The sequence below is a fragment of the Brevibacterium antiquum genome (assembly GCF_016107655.1).
Classification (GTDB): domain Bacteria; phylum Actinomycetota; class Actinomycetes; order Actinomycetales; family Brevibacteriaceae; genus Brevibacterium; species Brevibacterium antiquum.
This window is the reverse complement of sequence record NZ_JABASX010000001.1, coordinates 1-16425: the sequence shown is the minus strand read 5'-3', so window position 1 is coordinate 16425 and position 16425 is coordinate 1. Positions and strand designations below refer to the sequence as shown.

The following is a 16425-nucleotide window of genomic DNA, read 5'->3' as shown; positions in this document are numbered from 1 at the left end:
CTTTGTGTCGTCGTCAGCTCATCGAAGCCCGGACAGGCGCCGGCACTCCTGCTGCCCGTTCGAACCAGGAGCCGGCCGCCATCACGAGCTCATCGGCGAAGCGACGTCCCGAGATCTGGGCGCCGATGGTGCGCCCGTCCTTTGTGTAACCGGCCAGGACGGTGCCTGCTGGCTGTTCCGACATGTTGTAGGGCATGGTGAAGCCGATGTGTCCCATCGGTTCGTGAACCTTCGGGTAGGGCATGGGCTGTTCTGCTGGAAATGCTGCGTCGGGTGAGACGGGCGAGATGACCAGGTCGTAGGCTGCTGTGGCTGCCACGCTGCGACGTCTGATCTCCTGCACGCTGTGGTAGCACTCCATGAGGCGCAGTCCCGTGACGTCGGCCCCTCCCTGGGCCCATTGCTGGATGTAGGGCAGAATGAGGGCCTGTTCCTCCACCGGCAGGGCATGGAGGTCACTCCATGAGCGCACACGCCAGAACAGGTCCATGTCTCTGAGCAGCTCATCATCGATGAACGGGGTGACGGTGTCGACGACGGCTCCGGCTCGTGCGAAGCAGTCAGCAGCCTCGGCGATGGTGGACGTGATCTCCGGGTTGACGGGTGCTCCGCATCCGGCATCGAGCTGGAGTCCGATCTTCATCCCCTTCGGGTCGAAATCGGGACGGTCTGACGCCTCGTCGGCCGAGACTGGCAGGCTCGAGTAGTCACGGTCGTCGGGGGCGGAGATGATCTCCATCGCGGCCTTGACGTCGGCCATCGTCCTGGCCAGCGGCCCGGCGCATCGGCCCATGTACGGGGCGTCGAGCGGAACCCGGCCGAAGCTGGGTTTGAGGCCTGCCAGTCCCAGCCAGGTGCATGGCAGGCGGATCGAGCCGCCGATGTCGGAGCCGATGTGGATGGGACCGTAACCGGCAGCGGCCGAGGCGCCAGCGCCTGCGCTCGATCCGCCCGTGGTCAGGCTCGGGTCAAGGGGTGAGCGGGTGATGCCGTGCAGTGAGGAGACGCCGGAGGAGAGCATGCCCCAGTCAGGCATAGTCGTCGACCCGACGATGACCGCGCCGGCTTCTTCGAGGCGCTGCGTGATGGGGGCGTCGTGAGGCGACACCGGCGCCTCGACCCAGGCATGCCCGCTGGGCATCGGCACTCCCCTGCGTGCGATGTTCTCCTTGATCGTGACCGGGATCCCGTCGAGGGGGCTCAGGGGTCGGCCCTCGCGCCAACGGGTGGTGCTGGCTTCTGCCGCAACTCGGGAGCGCTCATCGTCACGGTGGTGGAGGGCGTTGATGACGGGTTCGCATTCGTCCATCCGGTTCACGACTGCGGAGAGGACCTCGAGTGGATCGAAGTCTCCCGAGGTGTAGCCGCTGGTCATGGCTTCTGCTGTGTGGTCGGCAAGCGTGGTGTGGCTCATCTGCCGTCCTTTCTTCTGTGGCATCTTGGGGTCAGTGGCGCAGGGGGCGGGCTCAGGTGGCTGAGGCGAGCGCTCCGGCCAGGCTGGGCGTGGCCGCGATGAGGCTGCGGGTGTATTCCTCACGCGGGTGGGCGTAGATGTCCTCGGTCGACCCTGATTCGACGATGTGCCCGTCCTTCATGACGATGACGTCGGAACACAGGTGTTTGACGACGCCGAGGTCGTGGGAGACGAAGAGCAGGGTCAGCGCGTAGTCATCGACGAGGTCGGTGAGCAGGTTGAGGACCTGGGAGCGCACGGAGACATCGAGGGCGGAGACGGGTTCATCGGCGACCAGGATCTGCGGCCGGGTCACCAGCGCCCGGGCGATCGAGATCCTCTGTCGCTGTCCGCCGGAGAATTGGTGCGGATAGCGGCGCATCGCCTTCGTGTCCAGATCCACGGCCAGCAGCATCTCCTCGACCCTGGCGAGTCGCTCAACTCGAGCGATACCGCGGGCGATGAGGGGTTCGGAGACGATGTCTTCGACCCGCATGCGGGGGTCGAGGGAGGCGAAGGGGTCTTGGAAGACGATCTGCAGATCCTCGCGCAGCGACCTCAGCGCCGATGAGCTCGCCGACTCCACACGGATGTCGCCGACCCGCACATGCCCTGAGGTCGGACGATCCAATCCGGAGAGGAGGTTGAGCAAGGTCGATTTGCCCGACCCCGACTCCCCCACGATTCCCAGGCGCTGTCCGGAAGCGACTCTGAAGCTGATGTCATCGAGTGCGCGAACCGGGGAGCGTCGCCGCAGCAGCAGGCCTCGCGAGCGGAAGTGCTTCGAGACTCCGCTGACATCGATGAGCGGTGCGGATCCGTCGCCTATGGATGCTTCCCCCGCCGAGGCGGGTGCCGGCTCACGCACATCGGCGGGCCCGTCGGCGGAGGACTGCTCGTCCTCGTCCTCCGCCGCGACCTCCTCACCCGCCCCTGTTTCGTCGTTCGGTCCCGCCTTGCCGATCGGTCCTGCGTATGACAGTGCGGTCTTGAGGGTGAAGAGCTTCCCGTGAGCGTCCGTGGCCTCAAGGTCAGAGGAGGCCAGCAGCCCGCGCGTGTATTCGTGCTGTGGGTCGGTGAAGATCTGGGCCACGCTGCCGGTCTCGACGATGCGACCGGCGTACATGACGATGACTCTGTCACAGACTCCGGCGACGACGGCCAGGTCGTGGGTGATGAAGAGCAGTCCTGCCTGCACGGCGGCGACGCGTTCGGATATGAGATCGAGCATGTGCTTCTGCACCGTGACGTCGAGTGCGGTGGTCGGCTCATCGCAGATGAGCAGCCGCGGCGAGTTCGCCAGGGCGATCGCCAACATCACACGCTGTCGCTGACCGCCCGACATCTGGTGCGGGTAGGCGTAACGGGCACTGTTCGGATCGGGCATGCGCACGCTTGCCAGCAGGTCGAGGACTCGACCGGGAATGTCACCGCGGGCCACTTCACCATGGATGCGAAGCACCTCGGCGATCTGGTCGCCGATGCGCATCAGCGGGTTGAGTGCGCTCATCGGCTCCTGGAACACCATGGACACGAGGTCCGAACGCATCTTGGCGAGGGCCCTCTCCTTCGCCTCGAGGATGTTTCCGGCAAAGCCCTGGAGCGACACGGTGCCCTGGGCCCGCAGCTCTGAGGGCAGCAGTCCCATCACGGACTGTGCCGTCAGTGACTTCCCCGACCCCGATTCGCCGATGAGTCCGACCCTCTCACCGGGGGCCAGGCTCAGAGACACGTCGTGGAGAACAGAGGCCTCGGCGCCTGCTGGGGTGATGGTGAGGTTACGGACCTCGAGCAGGTTCTCAGCCATTGCCGCGGGCCTCCATCTTCGGGTCGAATCGGTCGCGGAGTCCGTCGCCGAGGAGGTTGAACCCGAGCACGGCGAGGGCGATGAACAGTCCGGGCCACAGCGCCAGCAGCGGCTGGGTGGACAGGAACTGCTGGGACTCCTGCAGCATCCGTCCCCAGGACGGCACGGGAGCCTGCGTGCCCAGTCCCAGGAAGGACAGGCCCGCCTCGGCGAGGACGGAGATCGCGAATGCCACAGAGGCCTGTACGATGACCATGCCCGCGATATTGGGCAGGACGTGGACGACGGCGATCGCTGGGGCGTTCCGGTTCGAGGCCTTGGCCGCGCGCACGTATTCGGAGCCGAGCACCTGCATCGTGCCGGAGCGGGCGACGCGGGCGAACCCGGGGATCGCAGCGATTCCCACGGCCACCATGGCCGGCCCCGTGCCCGGCTGGTAGACGGCGGCGAAGACGATCGCCAGCAGCAGTGCCGGGAAGGCGAGCAGGATATCGTTGGCGCGCATGATCACGGCGCTCAGCCACGCACCCCATGGGTACTGTGCGAAGACCGCGGCGATGATGCCGATGGGTGTGCCGATGAGTACGGCGATGCCGACGGCCACAATTCCGACCATGAGGGTGATTCGGGCACCGTACATGATCCAGGTCAGGGTGTCGCGACCGAATTTGTCGGTGCCGAAGGGGTGCTCGGGGCTCGATGGCTGCAGCCGCGCGGCCGGATCGACTGCGCTGGGATCGTAGGGTGTCCACACGAAGGACACGAGTGCGAGCGCGACGATGAGAAGGATGAGGACGGCACCGATGATCATCGAGGCGTTGAGCCGAAGCTTCGTGCGTCTGCCCCGATCCACAGAGGCATCCCCCGCCGAGGTGGTGCTCGGGTCCCCGCTCATGACGCGTTCCTGATCCGAGGGTCGACGATCGGATAGAGCACGTCGACGATGAGGTTGATGATGAGCACGAGGAAGACGAGGACCATGACGATTCCCTGGACTGTGACGAGGTCGCGGTTGGCCACGGCTCGGACGAGTTCGGAGCCGATGCCGGGGATGACGAAGATCTGTTCGATGATGACGGCACCGACGAGGAGCGTCGCGAGCTGAACCCCGGCCACGGTGATGACGGGGATGGCTGCATTGCGCAGTCCGTGGACGAACAGGGCCTTAGTGCGGGTCAGGCCCTTGGCCCGGGCGGTGCGGATGTAGTCCTCGCGCATGACGTCGAGGACCGCCGATCTCACGTACCGGGTGAGGATCGCGGCCTGGACGAGTGCCAGAGACACGACGGGCAGCACCAGGCGGATGAGGAACCCGCCCAGTCCCTCGACCGGGGCCATCCACCCCTGGGACGGGAACCAGCCGAGCGTCAGGGAGAAGATGATGACGAGGATGATGGCGGCCAGGAAGTTCGGCACGGCGATGCCGATCTGGCTCAGCGCGGAGATCGTGACTCCGATCCAGTTGCGCTGTTCAAGGGCTGCGAAGGTGCCCAAGGGAACGGCGATGACGATCGCGAGAATGATCGCAGCGATGACGAGGATCGCGGTGACCTGGACGCTGCCGACGATGACCGGGGTAATCGCGGCCCCGGTCACATATGAGGTTCCGAAGTCGCCGCTGAGCATGCCCACGACCCAATTGAAGTAGCGGATGAGCGGCGGCTGATCGAGTCCGTACCGAGCTTCGAGAGCCGCCACCGCATCAGGTGTGGCGTTCGTTCCCAGGGCGACCTGCGCGGCATTGCCGGGCAGGATGCTCATGAGTGCGAACACCACCACCGAGGCGACGATCAGCGCCAGAACGAACTGGATCGCACGGTTGGCCACATAGGTGATCATGGGTGAGGGTACTTCAGTTCCAGCTCAGATCCGCGATCCGGAATGAGTCGGAGACCCTGTTTGCGGGGATTCCGGCGACGTCGGATTTCGCGATGACGAGGTTTGGGAACAGGAACAGGAAGTCCGAGGCAGCGTCTTCGGTGATCGTCTTCGCAATCTCCTTCATCCCTGAGACATATTCCTCTTCTGTGCCGGTGTCGGCCTTCTCCGCGATCTTCTTGATCTTCGAATCGTCGTAGCCGATGTAGTAGTCGTTGGAGAAGACGGTGAGGATGTCACGGGGTTCGGCATGGTTGATCACCGACATGTCGAACTTGTGCTCGGTGAAGGTCTTGTCCAGCCAGACCGCGGGGAATTCCTGCGTCTCGATGTCGGCCTTGAGTCCGACCTCGGCGAGCTGCGCGGACACGATCTCGGAGATCGCCTTCGCATACGGGAGGTTCGGCACGGTGAAGGCGAACGTCTCCCCCTCGATGCCGGCTGCCCTGACGAGATCTTTGGCCTTCGCCGGGTCGTAGTCCCAGACCTTTGTCAGATCCTCGTAGTACGGGTCGGTCGGCGGGACCATCGAGCCGATGAGCTCGCCGTAGCCGGCCCATGCGGTGTCGAGGACTGCCTTGCGGTCGATGGCATGCATGACCGCCTCGCGCGCCTTCTTGTCTTTGAAGATGCCCTTCGCGTTGTTCATCGAGAGCACGACTTCACCATTCGTGGTGCCGGAGATGATCTGGTAGTCGCTGCTCTGGAATTCGCCGGCCAGTTCGGGGGCCTGGAGATTGGAGACGACATCGATCTCTCCGGATTTCAGGGCGTTCGAGGCCGAAACGGCGTCTTTGAAGTATTTGAATTGGACCTTGCTGACTGCCGGCTTCTCACCCCAGTAGTCGTCGCGTGCTGCGAAGTCGATCGACTGACCGCGGCTGAATTTCTCGATGGCGAAGGGTCCTGTGCCGATGGCTTCGTTGGCCAGGTCGTCGGTGCCTTCGGTGTCGAAGACGGCTCCGACGAGGCTGGTCATATTGAACAGCCACGTGTTCGAGGGCTTCTTGAGTGAGATCTTGACCGTGAGGTCATCGGGGGTCTCGATCGAGTCGACGACGTCCATCTTGGACTTCAGTGCGTTCTTCCAATCGTTCTGCACTCGTTCATAGGAGAACTTCACGTCCTCGCTTGTGAGGTCGGCGCCGTTGGAGAACTTCACACCCTTCCGCAGATTGAAGGTGTAGGTCTTGCGGTCCTCGGACACGTCCCAGTCCTCAGCCAGGCCCGGTTGGATCTCTCCCTCACCGTCGACGCGGACGAGAGATTCGTAGACGTTCTCCATCAGTGCCTCAGGGATGGCGATCCCCGAGGTGGAGGTGAAATCGAGGTTGACGGGTTCAGCGGTGAAGGCGATGGTCATCGAGTCCTTCTTCGCCTGCTCGCCGGAGTCCGAAGCTCCTGCCGAACAGCCTGCCAGGAATAGGCTCGAGGCAACCACGGCTGCCATCCACGAACTGACACGCGGAGTCTTCATCGCTCTCCCAAATTCACGAACCCACACTGGCTCATACGTCTTCTCTGGCCGGACATTGCACAGATGTGCACCGGCCTCGCCAGTTTAGCGGAAGTTCTCACCAGCTGAAGCGCCGGAGTTCATATCGTGGAAAAGCGAACGAGCAGACTCCGGCACCTGTCCGGAGCTCGACGATCCCGTCTCAGAGCCCTGCCTGTGCGGCGAGGACTGCTGCGAGCTTGTCGAAGGCGACCCTCCGGTGTGACCGGGAGTTCTTCTCCTCGGGTGTCATCTGCGCCGCACTGATGTCGCCCCCGTCGGGAACGAAGATCGGATCATAGCCGAACCCGTGCTCCCCTGATGGGCTCGTGGCCAGACGTCCTGGCATGACTCCCTCGGCTGAGAATTCGCGTCCGTCCGGGGTGACTGCTGCGGCAGCGCAGCGGAACTGCGCCCCGCGATGTTCGCTGGAGATGTCGGACAGCTGGGCGAGCAGAAGCTCGAGGTTGGCCCGATCGTCTCCGTGTCGGCCCGCCCATCTGGCGGAGAAGATTCCCGGTGCCCCGCCCAGAACGTCCACGGCAATCCCCGAATCATCGGCGATGGAGGTGCGGCCGGTGGCCTGCGCTGCGGCCCGGGCCTTGATCAGGGCGTTCTCTGTGAAGGTGACTCCGGTTTCCGGGATGTCGCCCAGACCCGCCTCGGCGGCGGTCATGACGTGGGTGTCCTCCCCTAACGTGGGGAGGAGGATCGCGAGAAGTTCGCGCCTCTTCCCGTCGTTGTGGGTGGCCAGCACGAAGGTGCTCATCTGCCCAGAACCTCGGTCTGGATGCGAGTGAGGTCGGTGCAGCCCTTGGCCGCGAGATCGAGCAGGCGACCCAGTTCCTCACGGTCGAAGGGGGCACCTTCGGCGGTGCCCTGGACCTCGACGAACGCTCCGCTGCCGGTCATGACGACGTTCATATCGGTATCGGCACGCGAGTCTTCGACGTAGGGCAGGTCGAGGACTGGCTCACCGTCGATGATGCCGACGCTGATCGCGGCGATCGAGTCCTTGATCGGGTTGTTCGCTGCGGGGATGATTCCCGTTGAGCGACCCTTGTCGATCGCGTCGGCCAGTGCCACGTAGGCACCCGTGATCGAAGCGGTTCGAGTGCCGCCGTCGGCCTGGAGGACGTCGCAGTCGAGGACGAGGGTATTCTCGCCGAGCTTCTCGAGGTCGATGACAGCACGCAGGCTGCGGCCGATGAGCCGCGAGATCTCATGTGTGCGTCCACCCAGCTTGCCCTTGACGGACTCACGGGTGTTGCGCGAATCCGTGGCGCGCGGCAGCATCGCATATTCGGCGGTGACCCAGCCGCGGCCCTGACCCTTGAGCCAACGCGGCACGCCCGCGGTCAACGAAGCCGCAACCAGAACGCGGGTGTTGCCGAATTCCACCAGGGCGGATCCTTCGGCGGTGTTGATCCAATTGCGGGTGATGGTCACTTCGCGGAGTTCATCGGCGGTTCGTCCGTCTGCGCGCACTGTGTGCCTCTTTCGGTAGTCGGTGCTGATCTTTGCTGATCTGATCTGGTCTGGTCTCAGGGAATTCAGGCTGGTCTTTCAGAGGGCCCGTCGGCGTCGATCGCTGCGGTGCGTCACACGGTCCAACTGTTGCCCGGTTTGGCCAGTTCGATGGGCCCGCGGTATTCGCGGGCGGCTTCGCCACGGACGATGGAGCAGTCCGTCCAGGAGGGAATGTGAGTCAGGACGAGGGATTTGGCATCTGCGGCCTGCGCGACTCGGCCAGCACGTTTGCCGGTGAGGTGGATGCCGCGAGCGCTGTCGCGGTCTTCCTGGAAGGCAGCTTCGCAGAGGAACAGGTCTGCTCCGCGGGCCGCTTCGACGAGGTTGTCGCATTCGTCGCTGTCACCGGAATAGGTGATCACCGCGCCCTTGGCGTCTGTGATTCGCAGGGCGTAGGCCTCAACCGGGTGGTCGACGAGGAAGGATTCGATCTGCAGGCTTCCCACCTGATGGCTGGTCCCATGGTCGAGGTCGGCGAAGTCGAAGGCATGGCTGAGGTCAGTGTCATGTGCGCTGGCGGCGACTGGGGACTTCCCGGGGTCCGTGTAGTAGGCCCGGGTCAGTCGTTCTTGTGCGCCGGCCGGGGCGAGGACGTTCGTCCTCGTGCGGATCGATCCGGTGTCGGAGATGTTGCCGTTGAAGAACTTCGGATCGTAGCAGTGCTTGACGTACAGCCCGGTCATGTCCATGCAGTGGTCGGGGTGCAGGTGGCTGAGCACGACTGCGGTCAGCCCATCCGTGTCGACGGCACGCTGCAAGGGACTCAGCGCCCCGGAACCGAGGTCGAGCACGATGCGCGTCGGAGATTCCTCGTCGGTTTCGATGAGGTAGCAGCTGGCAGCCGAATTGGGCCCGGGGAAGGAGCCGGCTGTGCCGATGGCAGTGAGTTTCATTCGTCGTCGTCCCCCGGCAGATCGCTGAGCAAGGTGGTGGTGAGTCGGTCCTGAATCCAGGTCACAAAGTCGTACAGGGTCAGTGTCAGATCTTCGGACTCGTCAAGGTCGTCCCGCTGAGCATATTTCTCCTCTTGAGCTTCCTCCGTGTCGATGCCCATGCGAACAGCCAGGACCAGGCGCAGGTCGTTGAGGCCCTTCATCCAGGCCAGAACCTCATCGTGGCTCAAAGCGATCGAAGGGCCCTTGGCCAGACCGTTGAGAACGATGCGCACGTTATGGGCCTTCGCCTGCTGCAGGTCGAACTCAGTGAGGCGCCGGAACTCCTTCGAACGTTCCTCATCGAGCGGGTCGACGTCAGGGAAGAGGCGCAGCAGCGCCGGGTCCTGTGGCCGTGGCCGGTCGACCAGTCCCAGGCGTGCCTCCCAGTTCTCCGAATCTGGACGTCCGTCTTCATTGTCGTCTTCTGCCAGGAGTGCTGCGAGGTCGGTGAATACGGTGAGCATGAGGGATCGTTCGTTGTCCTCGAGTTTGAGGACTACATCGTCCCCACGAGCGTCAATTGCTGCCATATGTCAGTCGGATCCTGTTTCAGGTTGGCACGCGGCCCACAAACCGTACTCGTGCATGGCTTGGGTGTCCCGCTCCATCGCTTCACGTCCGCCTGTGGCAACGACGGAGCGACCGTTCTCATGGACTTCAAGCATCAGCGAATGCGCCTTCTCGGTCGAATATCCGAAGTAGGCTTGGAAGACGTAGCTGACGTAGCTCATGAGGTTGACGGGGTCGTTGAAGACGACGGTCTTCCATGGCTTTGCCTGTTCTGTCGCCGGTCGAATGTCGACGTCCGGCTCCAGAACTGGAGTCGTTGGATTGCTCACGTTTCCACCTTACGGCAGAACACTGACGCTGTCGTGACGTAGTATCGCGCCTATGAGTGATCTCACACGGTCCGGTTCGACGGCTTTCTACACCGATCAGTACGAATTGACGATGGTCCAGGCAGCCCTGGAATCAGGCGCCGCTCACCGCAGAAGCCTGTTCGAAGTCTTCGGCCGCAGCCTGCCTGCCGGTCGGCGCTACGGAGTCGTTGCCGGCACTGGCCGCATCCTCGAGATGCTCCGGGACTTCCGCTTCGGCGACGAGGAGCTCTCGTTCCTCAGCCGTGAGCAGATCGTCGATTCGAGGACCATCGACTGGTTGGCCGACTACTCCTTCTCAGGCAGCATCCGCGGGTACGCGGAGGGCGAGATCTACTTCCCGGGTTCGCCGCTGATGACGATCGAATCCACCTTCGCAGAGGGGGTCATCCTCGAGACGCTCATCCTCTCAGCGATGAACTATGACTGTGCGGTCGCCTCGGCGGCCTCGCGAATGGCCCAGGCGGCAGGAGATCGGCCCTGCGCGGAGATGGGTGGTCGCCGCACCAACGAACATGCCGCGGTCGCCGCTGCGCGCGCGGCCGTCATCGGCGGTTTCGCGTCGACGTCGAATCTCGCCGCCGGACTCAGGTACGGCCTGCGCACGATCGGCACGTCCGCTCATTCCTTCACTCTGCTTCACGATTCGGAGCAGGAGGCCTTCGCCGCTCAGCTCAAATCCTTAGGTACCGACACGACGCTGCTCCTGGACACCTATGACGTCGAGGAGGCGCTGGCCACGGCTGTGCGCCTGGCTGGCGAGAACCTGGGCGGGGTGCGCATCGACTCGGACGACCTCGTCGAGCAGGCCAGCGAAGTCCGTGCCGGCCTCGACCGCCTCGGCGCTCACGATACGACAATCACGGTCACCAGCGATCTCGACGAATATGCGATCGCTGCTCTCGCTGCCTCCCCCGTCGATTCCTACGGCGTCGGAACTCGAGTGGTCACCGGCTCGGGTGCTCCGGCGGCCGGGCTCGTGTACAAGCTCGTGGCTCGTGCCGACGAGTCGGGGGCATGGACCTCGGTGGCAAAGAATTCCACCGGCAAACCCTCACGCGGAGGACACAAGGACGCTCTGCGCCTCATCGATGGTGCGATCGCGGTCGAAGAGGCCGTCGGCATCCCGACCCTGCCGGACGACCTCGGCGATGGCCGATCGTTGACCGTTGACCTCGTCGTCGACGGTGAGATCGACGAGTCCTATATCGGTGCCGCGGGAGTCACGAAGGCCTGCGCTCGGCATGATGAGTCCTTGGCCGAGCTGCCACGTTCGGCCCGTCGCATGCAGGACGGCGAACCGGCGATCCCGACTGTGTTCTATCCCCAATGACCGGGGCCCGACCCAGTCGAGCTGAGGTCTCCCCACAGAGTCGGTGAGGCGTCATTTCTTGCCGACGAACCAGCCCTGCAGCTTCTTGATCCGAGCTTGGATCTGTTCCTGGGTCGCCTGTGCCACTGCGGGACCTCCGCACGCTTTGCGCAGCTCGACATGGACTGTCGCATGTGGCGTTCCCGTGCGGCGCGACCAGGCACCGACGAGGCTCTGGAGCTGGTTGCGCTCCTCTTTCATCGCCCGGTGGTCGAGTTCGCTCAGCTCGGGTTCTGGTGCCGGCGGTGCAGCATCCGTCTTCCGTTTCGCCTGACGAGCCTGTTGGGTCCGCAGCAGTTCGTGGACTTGGTCGGGTTCCAGAAGTCCGGGTATGCCGATGAAGTCGAGTTCATCCTCGGAACCGATCGCTCCGCCTGTGCCGAACTCGCCGCCGTCGAAGAGCACCCGGTCGAAGAGCGCCTCGGCGCCCAGTGCCTCAAACGAGCCCAGCTGGTCCGAGGCCCCCTCTTCGCGATTCGCCTGCTCCATGGCCTGATCGTCGAAGACGACGACATCGTTCTCGTCCTCATTCTTCGGCCGGTCGAGGGCGTGGTCACGTTCAACTTCCATCGTGTTGGCCAGGGCAAGGAGGATCGGGACGGAGGGCAAAAACACAGACGCCGTCTCACCGCGTTTGCGTGCACGCACGAAGCGTCCGATGGCCTGAGCGAAGAAGAGCGGAGTCGCCGAGGAGGTCGCATAGACCCCAACGCACAGTCGCGGCACGTCAACGCCTTCGGAGACCATGCGCACGGCGACCATCCAACGGTCGGTGGAGTTCTGGAACTTCTCGATCCGTGCCGAAGCTCCTGCTTCGTCGGAGAGGACGACTGTGGGTGCTTCGCCCGTCAGTTCACGCAGCACCTTGGCGTAGGCTCGAGCGTTGTCCTGGTCGGTGGCGATGACGAGGCCTCCGGCGTCATGCACGGTCCGCCTGACCTCTGTCAGGCGTCGGTCTGCTGCCTTGAGCACGGCTGGGATCCAGTCGCCGCCGGGGTCGAGAGCAGTTCGCCACGCCTGAGAGTTGATGTCCTTCGTCGTCTCTTCACCGAGGACGTGCGACATCTCGTCGCCGGCCTTGGTCCGCCAGGACATGGTGCCGGCGTAGGTGAGGAACAGGACGGGTCGGACGACGGAGTCCTTGAGTGCCCGCCCATAGCCGTAGGAATAGTCGGCCACCGAGGTGCGGATTCCGTTCTCGTCGGGAGCATAGGTGACGAACGGGATCGGTGAGGTATCCGACCGGAAGGGGGTACCGGTCAGGGAGAGTCTGCGCACGGCGGGACCGAAGGCCTCTCGCACGGCATCGCCCCATGACAGTGCGTCACCTCCGTGGTGGACCTCGTCGAGGATGACGAGGGTGCGGCCTGCCGCAGTGCGGTTGTGGTGCAGCACCGGTTTTGCGGCCACCTGCGCGTAGGTGATGGCCACACCGTGATAGCCGGGGGCGTGCTTGCCTTGGGCGTTCTTGAAGTGCGGGTCGAGTTTGATGCCGACGCGGGAGGCGGAATCAGCCCACTGCACCTTGAGGTGTTCTGTGGGTGCGACGACGGTGACTCGGTTGACGACGCGCTGCGCCAATAACTCGGCAGCGACTCGCAGAGCGAATGTCGTCTTGCCTGCGCCCGGTGTCGCAACCGCGAGAAAATCCTTCGGCTGCTCCCGAAAATACTGTTCCAGGGCTTCAGCCTGCCAGGCGCGCAACTTTCCGGCCGTTCCCCAAGCAGCACGCTCGGGAAAGGCCGGTGGCAGTTGTTCGGCGGCGGATGTCCCTGGGAGACGTTCCGCGGCCATTTACTCCTTAGGTCCTTCAGACATGGTGGAGTAGATCTCTTTGCAACGCGGGCATACGGGGAACCGCTCGGGGTCTCGGGTAGGCACCCACACCTTTCCGCACAGGGCGATCAGCGGTGTGCCCGTGACCATGGATTCCATGATCTTGTCTTTGGGTGCGTAGTGGCTGAAACGTTCGTGGTCTCCGGGTTCAACAAGTTGTTCGGACTGCTCACGCTCGATTGTTGCTGAACCACCTGATGCTGGATAGGTCATGGCTCCATTGTAGTTCCCTAGAATGAGTGCCATGGACAGAACTCACGAGGATTCCCTCACAGAACGCTATCGCGAACTCAGCGACGATATTGCTGCTGCTGTGGCTGTGATCTCCGCCAAGCGCGGCAATGCCCTGCACGCGATCACCGTCGACTCGTTCCTCGACGTGTCCTATGATCCGCCGACGATGGCAGTCAGCATCTATGGCGGGTCGCGCATGATGGAGACGCTGGAGACGAGTGAGCATTACGCCATCTCCTTGCTCAACTCATCACAGCGGGACATCTCCGAACGCCTGGGCGCAGCCGGACAGCCCCTCTACGGATCACTCAAAGGGATCGATACGTTTCCTGCACCCCATTCGGGTCAGCCTGTGCTCACGAATGCGATCGCCTGGTTTGAGCTGCGGACCACGGAGATCCTCGAAGTGGCAACACACAGCCTCGTCGTCGGGGAGGTCGTATCTTTGGGAGCCGGCGAGAAAAGCAGCAAGGACAAACCGCTGCTGAGGTGGCGCAAGGCCTACGGATCTATCGGACCCCGCTGACCCAAGGCAGCCAGACCAACGACAGCGGCCCTCCGATCTCCTGACAGCGTCGTGCGAAGCTGTCTGAGAATCGGAGGGCCGCTGTGCGCTGCTCGGTCCCGAGCCTGTCTGCGCCTTACTGTCTGCGCCTGGTCGCTTGGGTCAGACGACGCCCTGTGCCAGCATCGCTTCCGAGACCCGGATGAAGCCGGCGATGTTGGCCCCGGCGACGTAGTCACCAGGTGAACCGAACTCTGCGGCCGCAGCGGCGCAGCTGTCGTGCACGTCTCCCATGATCTCGGCCAGACGAGCCTCAGTGAAGTCGAAGTCCCATGTGTCGCGGCTGGCGTTCTGCTGCATTTCCAAGGCGCTGGTGGCCACGCCGCCGGCGTTGGCTGCCTTGCCGGGTGCGAAGAGCACACCGGCCTCGGAGAAGGTCCTCACCGCCTCTGGCGTGCAGGGCATGTTCGCGCCTTCTGCGAGGGCGATGACGCCATTGCGGACGAGAGTCTTCGCCGACTCCTCATCGAGTTCGTTCTGGGTGGCACAGGGAAGCGCGACGTCGACCTCGATGTCCCAGACGTTGCCGCCTGCGTAGTACTTGGCACGGCCGCCGCGTTCGTCGACGTATTCGGAGATCCGACCGCGTTCTTCGAACTTGATGCGCTTGACGATCTCCGTATCGATTCCATCAGGATCATGGATGAACCCGGCAGAATCCGACATGGTGATCACGGTACCGCCGAAGGCCTCGACCTTCTCTGCTGCGAACACAGCGACGTTGCCAGACCCTGAGATCGAAACAGTACGTCCGTCAATGTTCTTCTTAGCTGCGGCGAGCATGTCCTTGAGGAAGTACACGACGCCGAAGCCGGTTGCTTCGGTGCGGACCATGGATCCGCCATAGGACAGACCCTTGCCGGTGAGAACACCGGCTTCGTACTCGTTTTTCATCCGTTTGTACTGCCCGAACAGGTAGCCGATCTCCCTGCCGCCGACCCCGATATCGCCAGCCGGGACGTCACGGTATTCGCCGATGTGCCGGGAGAGCTCAGTCATGAATGACTGGCAGAAGCGCATGACCTCGAGGTCACTGCGCCCCTTCGGGTCGAAGTCCGAGCCGCCTTTGCCGCCGCCGATCGGCAGACCTGTGATGGCGTTCTTGAAGATCTGTTCGAAGCCGAGGAACTTCACGATTCCCAGGTTCACCGATGGGTGGAAACGCAGACCGCCCTTGTAGGGGCCAAGAGCAGAGTTGAACTGAACTCGGAATGCACGGTTGATCTGCACGACTCCCTGGTCGTCGATCCACGGCACCCGGAAGATGATCTGGCGTTCCGGTTCGCAGAGGCGTTCGAACGCTGAGAGTTCGAGGTATTCAGGGTGTTTGTCAACGACAGGGCCCAGGGAATGGAGAACTTCCTGTACCGCCTGATGAAACTCCGACTCTCCGGGATTGCGATGGAGCACAGTGTCGAAGATTGGCTGCAGTGATGGATGTAAGCTCATGGGATCAACTTACCGTGATCCGCATAACATGAGCTGATACGCCCGAATAATGGACACTACGGTGTCGGGACGCACATTTGATATAATGCGAGTTTCGGAAATTGCCGTTCCCGAAACCATGACGAGTTTAGACTCGACATATGGAATTAGAAGAAGTCTGGCCGCCGTTTGCCTTAAGAATTAAATGCGGCGATATGGAATTGTCACCCGTGCGCGAGTCCGACTATCCGGAATTGGCCGTTATCGCCGACGGCGGTGTTCGCAGGCACGGCAAACCGGCCTTTCTCATCAATTGGGATTCGGGTACCCGTGAGGAAATTGCACGGTCAATCGCTCAGTATCAATGGAGCACACGGGCGAACTTCCGAGTCGATGAGTGGACAATTGAGTTCATCGTCAGGGTCGACGGTCGAGTTGTCGGCGTACAGGGGGTAAGCGCGAAAGACTTCGTCCGCACCCGGTCAGTCTCAACAGGTTCGTGGCTGGCCCTGCAAGAGCAGGGCAAGGGCTACGGCACTCAGATGCGAAGGGCTGTCGTGACCGCGTTTGCCGATCATTTCGATGCCTCCGTCTTTCATTCCGGATATTTCGAGGGCAATGATGCGAGCCGCAGAGTCTCAGAGAAGCTCGGGTACTCCCCCAACGGAGTCAAGACCATCATCGCACAGGACGGGCTTGCTCACCCCGAACACCAACTGATTCTGGCAGCGTCGAACATCGTCCGGGGTCCCGATCCAGTGGAGGTCGCCGGCGCCGAGGAGATTCGCCGTTTCCTGGGACTCGCCCCTGCATGAGCGCACACCCGTACGCCTGACCGTCAGAGCCTGTGAATTGCAAAAGGGAGGACTGCTCTCACCGACCATCACAGCCAACCAGGAACACTCCCCCATTGAATGCAGGAAGGCCACCCTGTCAACGACAGGATGGCCTCCCCACTGAAGAATATTGCGGCAGTCACTTACTCTCCCACAACCACCAAGTTGCAGTACCATC

General features: G+C 63.1%; 16 protein-coding genes. 3 read left to right on the top strand and 13 right to left on the bottom strand.

Translation table 11 applies throughout. The annotated features are described in order from the left end of the window. Positions 1-13: 13 nt before the first annotated feature. From JFC13_RS00080 to clpS, 10 genes are all read right to left on the bottom strand, one after another. Positions 14-1414 carry an amidase gene (locus JFC13_RS00080; protein WP_198395098.1) on the bottom strand — a complete coding sequence of 467 codons (1401 nt, stop codon included), beginning with the start codon at positions 1412-1414 and terminating at the stop codon, positions 14-16. Positions 1415-1466: 52 nt separating this feature from the next. Further along, complete coding sequence (locus JFC13_RS00075) at positions 1467-3260, bottom strand: dipeptide ABC transporter ATP-binding protein (protein ID WP_198395097.1); 1794 nt, start codon at positions 3258-3260, stop codon at positions 1467-1469. Next, complete coding sequence (locus JFC13_RS00070; RefSeq protein ID WP_198395096.1) at positions 3253-4155, bottom strand: ABC transporter permease; 903 nt, start codon at positions 4153-4155, stop codon at positions 3253-3255. Before JFC13_RS00070 ends, JFC13_RS00075 begins: the two co-directional genes overlap by 8 nt. After that, entirely contained in the window at positions 4152-5099 is a 948-nt protein-coding gene (locus JFC13_RS00065; protein ID WP_198395095.1) for an ABC transporter permease, read from the bottom strand. Before JFC13_RS00065 ends, JFC13_RS00070 begins: the two co-directional genes overlap by 4 nt. Positions 5100-5112: 13 nt before the next feature. Then, complete coding sequence (locus JFC13_RS00060; RefSeq protein ID WP_198395094.1) at positions 5113-6615, bottom strand: ABC transporter substrate-binding protein; 1503 nt, start codon at positions 6613-6615, stop codon at positions 5113-5115. 181 nt (positions 6616-6796) lie between these two features. After that, a complete protein-coding gene (gene rdgB, locus JFC13_RS00055) occupies positions 6797-7402 on the bottom strand; it encodes an RdgB/HAM1 family non-canonical purine NTP pyrophosphatase (RefSeq protein WP_198395093.1) in 606 nt (201 codons plus the stop codon). Then, positions 7399-8121, bottom strand: a complete 723-nt coding sequence (gene rph / locus JFC13_RS00050; RefSeq protein WP_198395092.1) for a ribonuclease PH — start codon at positions 8119-8121, stop codon at positions 7399-7401. Before rph ends, rdgB begins: the two co-directional genes overlap by 4 nt. A gap of 113 nt (positions 8122-8234) precedes the next feature. Then, positions 8235-9056 carry an MBL fold metallo-hydrolase gene (locus JFC13_RS00045; protein ID WP_198395091.1) on the bottom strand — a complete coding sequence of 274 codons (822 nt, stop codon included), beginning with the start codon at positions 9054-9056 and terminating at the stop codon, positions 8235-8237. Continuing rightward, entirely contained in the window at positions 9053-9628 is a 576-nt protein-coding gene (locus JFC13_RS00040; protein ID WP_198395090.1) for a DUF2017 family protein, read from the bottom strand. The genes JFC13_RS00045 and JFC13_RS00040 overlap by 4 nt, the downstream gene beginning before the upstream one ends. 3 nt (positions 9629-9631) lie before the next feature. Then, positions 9632-9937, bottom strand: a complete 306-nt coding sequence (clpS, locus tag JFC13_RS00035; RefSeq protein ID WP_143921017.1) for an ATP-dependent Clp protease adapter ClpS — start codon at positions 9935-9937, stop codon at positions 9632-9634. A 52-nt stretch (positions 9938-9989) separates the two neighbouring features. On the opposite strand from clpS, the gene JFC13_RS00030 reads away from it, so the two are divergent. Continuing rightward, on the top strand, positions 9990-11309 hold the full coding sequence (locus JFC13_RS00030) for a nicotinate phosphoribosyltransferase (RefSeq protein ID WP_198395089.1): 1320 nt from the start codon (positions 9990-9992) through the stop codon (positions 11307-11309). Between the two features lie 51 nt (positions 11310-11360). Here the strand turns inward: JFC13_RS00030 and JFC13_RS00025 are convergent, their stop codons facing one another. Both JFC13_RS00025 and JFC13_RS00020 read right to left on the bottom strand, forming a co-directional pair. Next, entirely contained in the window at positions 11361-13142 is a 1782-nt protein-coding gene (locus tag JFC13_RS00025; RefSeq protein WP_198395088.1) for a DEAD/DEAH box helicase, read from the bottom strand. After that, positions 13143-13397: a DUF3039 domain-containing protein gene (locus JFC13_RS00020; RefSeq protein WP_096160529.1), complete on the bottom strand. Its 255-nt coding sequence runs from the start codon at positions 13395-13397 to the stop codon at positions 13143-13145. It abuts the gene before it with no gap. A gap of 31 nt (positions 13398-13428) precedes the next feature. On the opposite strand from JFC13_RS00020, the gene JFC13_RS00015 reads away from it, so the two are divergent. Further along, a complete protein-coding gene (locus tag JFC13_RS00015) occupies positions 13429-13944 on the top strand; it encodes a flavin reductase family protein (RefSeq protein WP_198395087.1) in 516 nt (171 codons plus the stop codon). A gap of 141 nt (positions 13945-14085) precedes the next feature. On the opposite strand, the gene gdhA is transcribed toward JFC13_RS00015, so the two are convergent. Beyond that, complete coding sequence (gene gdhA, locus JFC13_RS00010) at positions 14086-15432, bottom strand: NADP-specific glutamate dehydrogenase (protein ID WP_198395086.1); 1347 nt, start codon at positions 15430-15432, stop codon at positions 14086-14088. Positions 15433-15626: 194 nt separating this feature from the next. Between gdhA and JFC13_RS00005 the strand changes: the two genes are divergently transcribed. Continuing rightward, complete coding sequence (locus JFC13_RS00005; protein WP_198395085.1) at positions 15627-16226, top strand: GNAT family N-acetyltransferase; 600 nt, start codon at positions 15627-15629, stop codon at positions 16224-16226. The last annotated feature ends 199 nt before the right edge of the window (positions 16227-16425 follow it).